Source organism: Microcystis sp. LEGE 08355 (assembly GCF_015207185.1).
GTDB lineage: Bacteria > Cyanobacteriota > Cyanobacteriia > Cyanobacteriales > Microcystaceae > Microcystis > Microcystis panniformis.
On the sequence record NZ_JADEXI010000079.1, the window covers coordinates 1 to 12,580 of the forward strand.

At 42.6% G+C, this 12,580-nt stretch carries 10 protein-coding genes and 1 pseudogene; 6 read left to right on the forward strand and 5 right to left on the reverse strand.

Going from position 1 to position 12,580, the window contains the following annotated elements; all coding sequences use genetic code 11:
• Together IQ242_RS25875 and IQ242_RS06150 are read right to left on the reverse strand one after the other, a co-directional pair.
• Positions 1-305, reverse strand: a pseudogene (locus IQ242_RS25875) (Uma2 family endonuclease); the annotation flags it as partial.
• Between the two features lie 7 nt (positions 306-312).
• Complete coding sequence (locus IQ242_RS06150; protein WP_193959368.1) at positions 313-945, reverse strand: response regulator transcription factor; 633 nt, start codon at positions 943-945, stop codon at positions 313-315.
• 350 nt (positions 946-1,295) lie between these two features.
• On the opposite strand from IQ242_RS06150, the gene IQ242_RS06155 reads away from it, so the two are divergent.
• The 4 genes from IQ242_RS06155 to IQ242_RS06165 all read left to right on the forward strand — a co-directional run bounded on the left by IQ242_RS06155 (position 1,296) and on the right by IQ242_RS06165 (position 6,620).
• Positions 1,296-3,533: an MASE1 domain-containing protein gene (locus IQ242_RS06155; protein WP_193959369.1), complete on the forward strand. Its 2,238-nt coding sequence runs from the start codon at positions 1,296-1,298 to the stop codon at positions 3,531-3,533.
• A gap of 24 nt (positions 3,534-3,557) precedes the next feature.
• Positions 3,558-5,069 (forward strand): glycosyltransferase family 39 protein, encoded by a 1,512-nt coding sequence (locus IQ242_RS06160; protein WP_193959370.1) that lies wholly within the window; start codon positions 3,558-3,560, stop codon positions 5,067-5,069.
• Positions 5,070-5,285: 216 nt separating this feature from the next.
• The gene (locus IQ242_RS26670) at positions 5,286-5,420 is read left to right on the forward strand and encodes a hypothetical protein (RefSeq protein ID WP_255520608.1); all 135 of its coding nucleotides are present in this window, start codon (positions 5,286-5,288) and stop codon (positions 5,418-5,420) included.
• 198 nt (positions 5,421-5,618) lie between these two features.
• Positions 5,619-6,620 carry a pentapeptide repeat-containing protein gene (locus tag IQ242_RS06165; protein ID WP_193959371.1) on the forward strand — a complete coding sequence of 334 codons (1,002 nt, stop codon included), beginning with the start codon at positions 5,619-5,621 and terminating at the stop codon, positions 6,618-6,620.
• A 335-nt stretch (positions 6,621-6,955) separates the two neighbouring features.
• On the opposite strand, the gene fabD is transcribed toward IQ242_RS06165, so the two are convergent.
• The 3 genes from fabD to plsX form a co-directional block, all read right to left on the reverse strand.
• The gene (fabD, locus tag IQ242_RS06170; RefSeq protein WP_193959372.1) at positions 6,956-7,882 is read right to left on the reverse strand and encodes an ACP S-malonyltransferase; all 927 of its coding nucleotides are present in this window, start codon (positions 7,880-7,882) and stop codon (positions 6,956-6,958) included.
• A gap of 145 nt (positions 7,883-8,027) precedes the next feature.
• Positions 8,028-9,029, reverse strand: a complete 1,002-nt coding sequence (locus IQ242_RS06175; protein ID WP_193959373.1) for a beta-ketoacyl-ACP synthase 3 — start codon at positions 9,027-9,029, stop codon at positions 8,028-8,030.
• Positions 9,030-9,099: 70 nt separating this feature from the next.
• Entirely contained in the window at positions 9,100-10,155 is a 1,056-nt protein-coding gene (gene plsX, locus IQ242_RS06180; RefSeq protein WP_193959376.1) for a phosphate acyltransferase PlsX, read from the reverse strand.
• Between the two features lie 149 nt (positions 10,156-10,304).
• Between plsX and IQ242_RS06185 the strand changes: the two genes are divergently transcribed.
• Together IQ242_RS06185 and IQ242_RS06190 are read left to right on the forward strand one after the other, a co-directional pair.
• Positions 10,305-11,597: a D-alanyl-D-alanine carboxypeptidase gene (locus IQ242_RS06185; RefSeq protein ID WP_193959374.1), complete on the forward strand. Its 1,293-nt coding sequence runs from the start codon at positions 10,305-10,307 to the stop codon at positions 11,595-11,597.
• 572 nt (positions 11,598-12,169) lie between these two features.
• Positions 12,170-12,580 (forward strand): HAMP domain-containing protein (locus IQ242_RS06190; RefSeq protein WP_193959375.1); only part of this gene is annotated, 411 nt, incomplete at its 3' end.

The window sequence follows — 12,580 nt, forward strand, 5'->3', positions numbered from 1 at the left end:
GTTAAATTGCCGGCGGCAAAATAATCTTCTCGCTCGCGCCACCACCATTCTAAACACTGAATTAATAAAATAATTTGTTGTAGATGTAGGTTACTTTCCCAGGGTGGTTCATCACTCCAAAATTCGCCTTCTGGGAAGATTATCTCAGGGTTTACATGAGACTCGACTAGGGGTAAGCTTTGAGCGATAGTCATGGTTTTCCAACAGAGATAGGTCGATAACTTATTATAAATGATTGAAGGGATTTTTTGAGCAATTGTAGCAATAGCAATTGAGGTAGAATATTCCTGTGGGTAAATCGCCATTTTCCCCTTAAACAATACCGGAACGCAGGGCAATTACGGCCGCTTGTACTCGGTCGTCCACGGCCAATTTATTCATAATTCCCCGCACATGGGTTTTAATCGTATTGGTGCTTAAATAGAGCTTTTCGGCGATTTCAGCATTACTTTTGCCCTCGACAATTAACTTTAAAACCTCCATTTCTCGCTCCGATAAAAGTGCTAGATTGGGATTAGGTTGCACTGCCGGTGCTTTGAGATTATCCATGACTAAACGGGCAATTTGAGGGTCTAAATAGGTGGCCCCATCCTTAGCTGCTTCAATAGCGGCCAAAAGGCGATCGAGACTCGCTCCCTTGATACAATAGGCATCAGCACCACTGGCCAGAGCTGCGATCACTTCCTGTTGCATAGTGTGGGAAGTGAGCATGACCACATGAACATTAGCTAAACCCTCCTTAATCTGTTTAGTTGCCGCAATGCCATCAAGACGGGGTAAACCGATGTCCATGACCACTAAATCTGGCCGTAGGGATAGGGCTAATTGTACCCCCGCCAGACCATCACTCGCTTGACCGACAATCTCAAAATCTGGTTGTTCACCGAGCGCTTGTTCTAAACCTAACTGCATTAAAGGATCGTCTTCAACAATTAAAATCCGCATGATCTTTGATTCCTAAAAGGAAAATGTACGGTTTTCACCCATCTGCATGAAGCAGAACTACTCCTAGTTTAGGCAATCTGGAGAGAGATTAACAGTGATCAGCGATCAGTGACCAGCGATCAGTGACCAGTGATCAGTGACCAGTGACCAGTGACCAGTGACCAGTGAAAGATACTAAATTTATTGAAAATTGAAAACTTAAACCTAATAACTTAAACCTAATAACTTAAAACTTAAAACTTAAAACTTAAAACTTAAAACTTAAAACTTAAACCTGATAACTGATAACTGATAACTGATAACTGATAACTGATAACTGATAACTGATAACTGATAACTGATAACTGAAAATGCTACGGATTTCATCAGATCGCTCTAAAATTGTGCTTGTTGCCCTGGTTTATCTGGGTGTTGGTTGGCTAGGCTATCTCTGCTTAAATTTAGGGTCGCGACCTGCCCCAATTTGGATGAGTGCTGGTATTGGCTTAACTGCTGTTTTTTTAGGGGGAAAAAGGCTAGTTTTAGGCGTTTTTATCGGGGATTTGCTTCTTACCTTCCTTTTAGGGGCCAGTGGGCCTATAGCTCTATTTTCGGCACTCGGCAGCAGTTTATCGGCCCTGTTAGGGGCGCAATTCCTGCATTATCTGAGATTTTCCGCCACTTTACAGCGTATTCGCGATATCCTTTTACTGGTATTTTTGGCGGCCTTATTGGCCTCGGCAGTCAATGCCACCATCGATACTTTTGCCCGTAGTTGGCTAAATACTTGGGATTGGCGGCAATTTGGACAGTCTTGGGGCATTATCTGGCTCGGAGATAGTACGGGGATCTTAATGACCACGCCGCTGCTGTTGCGTTTTTGCTTCCAGCGTCACTCCCTGCGGGAAGCACGGCAACCCCAACGCCTTGGCGAGGCCTTACTTTGTCTGAGTTTGCTAACGGTGGTGACTTCCGTGGTTTTTGGTGGTCAACAGAATTTTCTTAACCCCGATTGGAGTATGGTGCAGTACCTCGAATATCTCCCTTTTCCCTTTGTGGTTTGGGCTGCTATGCGTTTTCAGACCTGGGGAGCGGTAATAGCCAATTTTTTAGTATCTATTTTAGCTTTGATGGGATTGGTCGGAGGAGTCAGCCCTTTTATCCTACAGGCCCCTGATTATACCAGAGGTGTCCTGATCTTACAAATCTTTTTAGTCATTGTCATGTCAACTTCTCTGTTTTTATCGGCGGCGATTACCGAAAGACAACAGATCGATCGAGCTTTAAATGAAACTTTAGAACGAGAACATTTATTAACACAAGTTGCTTTAAAAGTCCATCAATCTTTAGATATAGATCAGGTTTTAAATACCATTGTTGAGGAAATCAGACATTTTCTCGATGCCGATCAAGTCTATATCGGTCACTGTCAAGAGGGGGGGGGGTCGAAGGTAATCGCCGAGTCCCGTCGTCCCCAGATTCCCTCGCTCATGGGTTGGGTTCCCGAACCAGAATTACTGGAAGAGTTGGGACAATTATTTTCTTTAGATAAGTTAATTGTTGCTGATAATACCGCTAAGGTGCAAACGCTGCCCACTCTCAAGGGTTATTACGAATACCTGCAAGTTAAATCCTCTTTAGTTTTACCTCTAACGGTTAATAATCAACATTTAGGTGCTTTAGTAGTCCATCAATATTCCCATCCCCGTCATTGGCAAAAAAGCGAGGTCAAATTATTAGAACAGTTAGCCACCCAAGTTTGTATCGCTATCGGCCAAGCGCAGCTATATCAGAGGGTGCAAAGATTGAATAATAATTTAGAACGGGAAGTAGAAACAAGAACCCTAGAACTGCGGGAAAAAGTCTGGGAAATTCAGCGTTTATACGAAATGAAAACGGTTTTTTTACAGGCAGTATCCCACGATCTTCGCACCTCGATTATGGGATTAGTGATGTTATTAAAAAATTTCCAGTGTCGGCAAACAGAAAAAGTAACTATCTCGCGAGCAATGCTCGATCAGGTGGTGCGTAGTTGTGATAGACAATTAACTTTAATTAATGCTTTATCAGAAAATCATTTTGCTGAAGAACGGCCTTTAATCTTGCATCGTCAACCTCTATCTCTAAAAAAACAGGTGGAAATTTGGCTGAAAGATTGGCAAAAAGATTTTGATTTATATCAAGCTACGTTTATTAATCTTCTCCCCGATAACTTACCCGCTATTGATGCCGATCCTTGTCAGCTAAGAAGTGTTTTTGAACAATTATTAAATAATGCCTTAAAACATAATCCTTCACCGATTCAATTAGCTTTAGATGCTCGTGTTGACCAAGATATGCTCTACTGCACTTTAAGCGATAATGGCATTGGCATGGATGAGGAACAATGTCAACATCTTTTCCATTTATATGTAAGAAATCTTCATAATCAACACCTAACGGGAATCGGTTTAGGTTCCTACCAATGTCGGCAAATTATCGAGGCTCACTCCGGGAGAATTGGGGTAAAAAGTACCCCGCTGGTTGGCTCACAGTTTTGGTTTACCTTACCCCTTGCCCATCAAAATTCTAGATTAATTAAGCAGGAGTTAGTCAACAGTAATCAGTGATTTTTTAACAGGATCAAGATAATTATGTTTACTCGTCAATCTGGGGTTAGATTTGCTTTAGGTTTATTGATTATTTTCAATATTTTCTATTTTGTCCATCTCGCCTACTATAGCTATGTTTGGCACGATGAATCTTTGGTCTTACTGCATCTTTCTGGTAACAGACCCGAACAGTTAATTAACTATCTGTTCGATGGACAAATTAAATCTACAGAACAACTCTGGCAATTTCAAGGGGTTAATTCCGTGAAAGGTTTTCCTGATACCTTAGCCTCTCTTTATACTAGCTCGAATTACGATCTACCTCTCTATTACAGTTTCCTCTGGTTTTTGGCAAGATTATTGGGCAATTCTGATTTAGTCTTAAGAGGATTTTCGGTAATTATTTGGTTTGGTATTTTAGGGAGTTTTTACCATTTAGCTTTGACTTTATTTAAAAATAAAAACGCCGCTTTAATTGCCGCTACACTTATCTTCTTTTCCCCGCGTTTTACTGGTTATGCTCTAGGAATTTGGGAATACGGACTATATGTTTTCTGTTCGATACTTTCTAGCTGGTTATTTCTCAAAGCTATTGATTCCTCGCAACCGAAAAAAGATTGGTTTTTCTATAGTTTATCCCTAATCGCTGGTTTATATACCCATGTTTTCTTTATCTTTGTTCTAGTAGTCCATAGCCTATATTTTCTGCTGCAGCTGAATTCTTTTAACTCTTTAACCAAAAAATACTGTAGCATCAGCTTACTTGCTTCCCTAGGTATTTATTCAATTTGGTTAACCCGGATTTTTACCAGTCGATTTACTGTCTTTGGATGGTCAAAAGGTAGTTTACCCCTAGAGGTACTTTGGCAAAGATGGGTAAGAATGATCGCTCGTTTATTTTATAATTTTAGTTTAGCCAATCCCACCATCAACCCTATTATTGAATACTGCCTAATTATCCTCGTCATCATCTCCTTTATTTATCTGGGCAAAAAAGCCGATAAAAAAGTTTTTACCCTGATCATTCTCCTAACAATTATCCCCTTTTTCTCTCTTTTAGCTTGGGATCTAATCAGAGGATTTCGCTACACGGCTGTGGGCAGATTTTACTTACCGAGTTTTCTCGGTATGCTGCTGGCAGTTACCTTTTTACTAAGCAAGGGATTACAGCAGCGCCAAGGCTGGGCAAAAATTCTCGTAATATTATTGCTATTTTTCGGATTAATTGCCAAAATTCCCTATCCACCGCCAGCAACTAGATATGTGGGCTATGGTAGCAATATTCCCAACGCTTATACAATGATTAATCGCAGTCAAAAACCTCTAATTATTTCAGAACATTGGTTAGATACCTTGCCCCTTATTCATACCACTGATGCTAAGACAAAGTATTTATTTATTCAGTCGGATCTTAGAGTTTCTATCCCATCCTTAAAAAATCAATTTACCGATATTTATCTCCTCAATCCTTCCCCCAGTCTCAGACAATATTTAGATAACCAGTCTGTACAATTATCTCCTACGGAAAATCAAGCCTTTTGGCGAATTGATTAAAAAGCCATTAACCGCTCTTGCCAAAACAGACCACAACCTGATAAACTGAATAAACCAAGACTTCAGGGAATAGAATTGGGCAGTTCACCCCTAAGAGGGATTGACTTTTACAGAGTTTTATGCTTGCTCAACTGGAGAGTCCCCGAAATCTGGTGATGAAGAGTTTTAGCCTCTTGGCTACCGGACTGACTAAGCAGACCTAACAAATTCAACTGTATGATACCGAGTCAAGACATCGGCGAGGCAGTAGATTCAGTCAGAAAAACTGACGCACAAGACTTCTCTAATTTAATGCCTAGACCTGGCTGGCAACAAGTGGCGGGTTTAGGTAGAGACTGTTTTTGGTATTGAACCCCGATTCTTTTCGTTCTTTACCGGTTTTAGTGATTGCCAATAGGGATTTTAAGCCCGTAATTGGTTGAAAATTTCTATTTATTCGCAAAAATTCCCAGTCGCTCCCTGTACTAATCCTAGAGATCGACTTCATGATCAGTAATTTTCCCCAACCAATTCTCTGGAAATCACCTTCCAGAACAATTTAGTTATTTTATGAGTAGCAATGCCTTAACCAATCGTGAACATCTAATCGAACTGTATAATCGAGGTGAACGCAACTTTGCGGAAGTCAGACTTAGCGGAGTTAATTTAAAGAGACAGTGTTTAAACCAGATTAACCTCAGTCATAGTTACTTAAAACGAGCCAATTTAGCCGAAGCTTGTTTAATTAACGCTAATTTCAAGGACGCTTCCCTCGAAGAAGTTAATTTAAGCAAAGCTTGTCTTATCGATGCTAACCTGACTAAAGCCGATCTTTCTGGGGCAAATTTGCACCAAAGTCAACTAAGCGGCGCAATTTTGAGTAATACTGTTCTGAAAAAGGCTGATTTAAGTTCTGCCTGTTTAATTCACAGTAGCTTACTTTTTGCCCAACTGTTCAAAGCGAATCTCGAAGCGGCTAATCTCACCTCAGCCACTTTAACCCATGCCATGGCGGGGAAAGCTAACCTAAAACGGGCTATTCTCACTCGTGCTATTCTTAGCTCTGCCAATCTTAGCTATGCTAACTTAAAAGAGGCTAACCTAATTCGAGCCTATCTCTATCAAGCTAATCTAGAAAACTGCCATCTTCAATACGCCGACCTCAGCTATGCCGATTTGCGCGGGGCGGATTTACGGGGGGCGGATTTACGTTATGCTAACCTCGAAGGTGCTAATCTGACGGGAGCTAACCTCAATTGTAGCGATTTTGAGGGAGCTAACTTAACCGGAGCCGATTTAAGCAAAACTGACGCTAATAAAGCCAATTTTCGCCAAGCTAACTTAACCGGTTGTAATCTGCTCGGCGCTAATTTAGCCTCCGCTAACCTTTCCGGTGCTAATCTACACCAAGCGGGATTACTCTTGAGTTATTTAGTGGGAAGCAATCTTAAACGAGCTAATCTCAAACAAGCTAACTTAATTGGCGCGATTTTAACCGAAAATAATCTTCTTTCTGCTTCCCTCGAAGAAACTATTCTTCCTAACGGTAGTCGCGGTAATCTCCTTTCCTAATATAGCAATTTTCATAGTTGTGAGGTACAGAGTCTTAGGTTTTGAGGAGTCAGGAGTCAGGAGTTAAGATTTTGGTGTACCTCATGAGATTGGGAAACGCTATATTCCTAGAAAAACCTAGTTGTAGAGACTTTTCTGCCGAGGTTTCTATAACCGTGGGGAGTGGGGAGACCACTTCGTGCGCGTTGCGGGGGGGGAGATGGGAGAATAACTAGGGTCTGCTGAAAAACTTTTTGCCGCAAACCCTATGATAGTTTCCTAAAAAAATACCTAACCAAATTTTTGGCTAGGTATCCATCAATTTACTTCCTTTGTCGAAAATGTTGCCAGATAATTTAACCAACACCAATTAATGAACCCCGGAATATAACATCGTCGCTACCCTTGGATATATCGGCTAATTGACTGATATTTTCTAACTCAATTGCAGGAACAGTTCGTTTAATTAAACCAGTTAAAACTTTACCCGGACCCACTTCGATCGCTTTTTCCACACCCACATCTGGCAATTTTAACATAATTTCTCGCCAGCGAACCGAGCCAGTCATCTGCCGGATCAGATATTTTTTTAATTCTTCCCCGTCCTGGGTAGGATTGCTCGGATCGACATTAGAAATCACAGGAACTTTTGCAGCCCGAAAATTAACTAATTCTAAAATCTGCTGAAATTGATTAGCAGCATTTTCCATCAAGGGAGAGTGAAAAGCGCCGGATACTTTTAACTGCATAACCCGCTTAACTTTCACTTGACCTAATACCAAATCCACCGCTTCAGGAGTCCCAGAAATCACCACTTGTTCAGCACTATTATCATTAGCAATAACTACATTTTCCGTCTGATTAACCACTGTCTCTAGACTGGTGCGATCGAATTTCATTAAGGCGGCCATTTTACCACCTTCGGCCGCATCCATCAAACGGGAACGGTTTTGAACTAGATTTAATCCTGTCTCAAAATTAAACACCCTGGCCGCATATAAAGCGGAATATTCACCGAGACTATGACCAGCAACTAGATCGGGAAAATGACCTTTTTCTTGTAACAAATCCGCTAAAATACTCTCCACCACAAATAAACAAGGTTGAGTATAAAGAGTACGAGATAGGGTTTCTTCATCCCCTTGACATTTTTCCAGGACTGACCAACCGAGGATTTTTGATGCTATTTTTAATCTCTCTTGGCCAAGCGCACTTTCCGCTAAATCTCCAATCATTCCTAACGCTTGCGATCCTTGTCCCGGGAATATCCACGCTGTTTTCATAAGTTCTTAAAATAGATAGATAGATGTGTTTGGGTCAGTTATCAGTTATCAGTTATCAGTTATCAGTTATCAGATGTGAGTTTTTAGTTTACTGGTTACTGGTTACTGGTTACTGATCACTGTTTACTGATCACTGATCACTGAATTAATCTCCCCAACGGAAGATAATCCCACCCCAAGTTAAACCGGCACCAAAGCCAGAAGAAGCAATAATATCACCTTTTTTGACCTTACCACTCCTGACAGCTTCATCGAGGGCTAGAGGAATCGAGGCAGCGGAAGTGTTGCCATACTCGCTGAGATTGCTGATCACTTTTTCGGGAGGCAGTTTCAGGCGATCGCTCACCGCGTCCATAATTCTTTGATTAGCTTGGTGCAGAACTAACCAATCGATGTCACTGGTGGTTAAATTAGCCCGATAGAGAGCTTTTTCGATGACCTCTGGCACTTTCGCCACGGCAAAACGATAGACTTCCCGTCCGTTCATCGTTAGAGGCTTATAGGTCCCTTTTTGAACCCTTACCCCCTCTTTAAGGGGCAATTCCTCCCCCTGATATGCGAGATTGAGAGAACTATTCTGGCTGCCGTCGCTATGGAGTTCAAAACCGAGAATGTTATCTTTTGTATCATTTGCTTGACAAAGAACCGCCCCTGCCCCATCACCAAAGAGGACACAGGTAGCGCGATCGTTCCAATCCACCCAACGGGAGAGAACATCGGCCCCGATAACTAAGACATTGCGGTAAGTACCAGTACGGATAAACTGGGTGGCGGTGACTAATCCCACCAGAAAACCCGAACAGGCGGCGGTGAGATCAAAAGCGATCGCCCGATTAGCCCCGATCTGACTTTGCACTTGGGCAGCGCTACCGAACAGATCATCGGGGGTAGAAGTAGCCAAAAGAATCAGATCGATGTCCCTAGGCGACACCTGAGCCATTTCCAGAGCCTTAATCGCCGCTTGGGCCGCTAATTGGCTCAAAGACACCGATTGATCCGCTAAATGGCGTTTACCGATGCCTGTACGACTTTTAATCCATTCATCGGAAGTCTCGACAATTCGGCTGAGTTCTTCATTACTGAGAAATTGCCCTGGTGTGGCCGATCCACAACCGGTAATGACGACTGCTGCCCCGAATCCGTTCAAAATATTCCCCCTTTTTCAGTGATCAGTGATCAGTTATCAGTTATCAGTGGGTCAGTTATCAGCTGACAGCTTAATCTTCACCGTTCACCGACAACTTTTTTATTTGATGATGGTGGTCATTGTAGGCTTGAATGCGCTCAGAAACGCGATTATCGACGGCATTTTTCGCCTGTCGGATGGCATTAAAAATCGAAGGCGCTTGGGAACTGCCGTGACTGATCACACAGACCCCATCGACTCCAAATAACAGCGCGCCACCGTGTTCTGCATGATCCATGCGTTGTTTAATCTGTTTAAGATTGGGTTTAATTAAAGCCGTCCCGACTTTACCCTGTATCCCCCTAGGTAATTCCTCTTTGAGAATTTGTAGGATAATTCCCCCCACCGCTTCGGCAAATTTTAACAGGACATTACCGACAAAACCATCGCAGACGATCACATCGAATTGTCCCGATAGCACATCCCGGCCCTCAGCATTGCCGATAAAGGGAATTTGCTGGTTATTTTCCAATAATTCGTAGGTTTTTAGGGCGAGATCGTTACCTTTTCTGGGTTCTTCGCCGATATTGAGTAAACCGACTTTCGGATCTTCAACCCCCATAACGTATTTACTGTAAATTGTTCCCATTAGGGCAAACTGCTCTAAATATTTGGGTTTACAGTCCACATTCGCCCCGACATCGAGGATAATCACCGATTTACCCGCCAACATCGTCGGCAGCACCGCACCGATCGCCGGGCGATCGATTCCTTTTAAACGACCTAAACGTAGTAACGCCGCCGCCATGGCTGCTCCGGAGTGACCGGCGGACACCACCGCATCGGCGCGATTTTGTTTGACTAAATCCATGGCCACATTAATCGAGGCCGCCGGTTTGCGACGGATAGCGGTGATCGGCTCTTCGTCCATGGCCACCACTTCCTCTGCGTGGACGATCGTGAGATTCTTGGGACGGGGATGATGCTGGAAATAAGCCTCAATCCGTTCAGAATCGCCGACTAATAATACCTCTACATCTAATTCTTCGGAAGCTCGCATCGATCCTGCGATAATCTCGTTGGGAGCGTAGTCACCTCCCATCGCATCTACCGCGATTCTTGCCCGATTTAATGCCGTTTCTGCCATTGAGTCAGTGGGATAGAAATCTTTAATAAGTTGAGCGGCAGCTCTTGACAAAAGCTGGCCGATCGAGGATTAGTGTTTTCTGATCGAGCAATTGTTAAAAATTACCAATCATCTCTATACAATAAGGCATCATTGCGATTAAGGAAAAGATGTTCTCAGTTTTTAATTTGGCAGTTTTCGGCTTTCTCTTCGGTTGGCTGGGGGGGCAATCCCAACCGATCGCCAATATTCCCCTAATTTCTTGGCAAAATCAGCCTATTTTTGACCTTCCCACCGCTCCCGATCCCCGGGTGGCGGCGATCGTGGCCGATTATCTGCAAGACTTGACTAAAAAAGGTTTAAACTCTAGTCAACAACGGGTCTTAATTGAGACGGAATGGGCTGATTTAGCTGATCATCAGGGTAATCTGCCCGCTTCGGGGGCTTCTTTAACTAAAATCGCCACTACTCTCGCCGCCGTGGAAACCTGGCCTCTCGATCATCGTTTTGCTACTCGTTTTTACAGCACGGGAGAGGTAAAAAACGGGGTGTTAGAGGGAGATTTAATTATTGAAGGGGAAGGGGATCCTCTTTTTGTCTGGGAAGAAGCGATCGCAGTGGGCAATGGCCTCGATCAATTAGGCATCCGTCAGGTCAAAGGCGATCTGATCATTACCGGTCAATTCGCCATGAATTTTCAAACCGATCCCCTCAAAGCGGGAGAATTGCTGAAAATTGGGCTTAATCAATCGAAATGGTCAAAAGAAACCCAAAAAGCTTTTCAGAGCCTTCCTAGCGGCACACAAGCCCCACAGGTGAAGATTTTGGGCATGGTTCGAGCCAGTCAAATTCGCCCCGAAAATGCCCGATTATTGTTGCGTCATCAGTCCTTGACTTTAACGGAACTGTTGCGTCAGATGAATATTTATAGTAATAACGTCATGTCAGAAATGTTAGCCGAACTGCTCGGTGGTCCGGCGGCAGTGGACGCAATTAATACTAAAATTACTGGGGTAGGAGCGGAAGAAATTCAATTAATTAATGGTTCGGGATTGGGTGTAGAAAATCGCTTGTCTCCCCGGGCAGTTATTGAGATTCTTAAAGCATTGGATCGCAAATTAGCCAATCAACCGATCAAAGTCGCCGATTTATTTCCGGTGGGGGGACGCGATACCAAAGGAACTATGCAGTGGCGGGCCATTCCTAAAGGAGTGATGATTAAAACTGGAACTTTAGCCCAAGTTAGTGCCTTAGCTGGAGAAATTCCCACCCAAGAAAGGGGTAAAGTTTGGTTTGTGATTATGAATGCCGGTAGTGGCAATATCGAGGGATTCAGAAATCAGCAGGATCGGGTGTTACAAGCTTTAGATCAACACTGGCAAATTCTCCCGGAAGCCACTCAAGGATCGATTCCTGAAAGGGCCTTTTTAGGTGATCCCAGTCGGGTAAGTCAAGGTTTCTAAGGGATTGATATCAACTTGACAATCAAATTTAGTTTGGTGGTGAGGAACTTTAGCAAGGTCTTATATTCACTTTTGCCGATAAACTGACTACTTTTCTGTCATTTTCTCCTTGTCTTTGCTGCCAATCGGTAAACATCGCATCTCAATCATAGTGACAAAATTTTGCCAGTTTTTCCTGAAATTGATTAAAGGATGTGTGGTTAAACGAGGTGCATCTCACATTTGCAGAAATACCGACAATCAGCAATTATCAGTCACTCTTAAAATAATGGCTCTTCTCGACTTTGTGTGATAATTTTGGCTTATGGAATCCTGAAGTGCTTATTGGGCAAAACTTTTAGGACTATTTTGCGGAATAAACTATCAGTATAGACCTAGTTTCCACACAGAAACCAGAAGAGCCGATATGGGAGTGATCGGGGGGAAAAAGTTCCTAAATTTTACCACCGAACAATCCAATGGCTGGCACTTTTTGATTTCAAAAAGACCAAAAGATATTAGCCAACAAGGTTTTTAAATTTATGCAGCAATCTCTCAATATTATTGACAACAAATAGAGTTTTTTACCAAATATGCAGCCACCAAAATTAAGCTTAGGAACTAGATTATTTTTATCCCATCTCCTCGTTATGGTGGTGGGATTGAGTAGCTTTATTATCATTGCTAAATTATCTTCTCCGCGAATGTTTATTTTTCGTTTAGAACAGTTAGAAAGGCAGGGATTTTTTACCGTGCGATCAGCGAGAACTTTCTTGGTTAGGGGTTTTGAGACAGCTTGGGATAGTAGTGCCATTTGGTCATTTATTGCGGGGGGAAGCGCAGCTGGTTATCTAAGTTTTTTGGTTTCTCAACGCATTATGAAACCGGTAAAACAAATGAAACAAATCACTAAAAATTTTGCTGAAGGGGATTTATCGGCGCGAGTTCCAGAAAGCGAAATCCCAGAATTAAATCAATTAGCCATCAGTTTTAATCAGATGTCT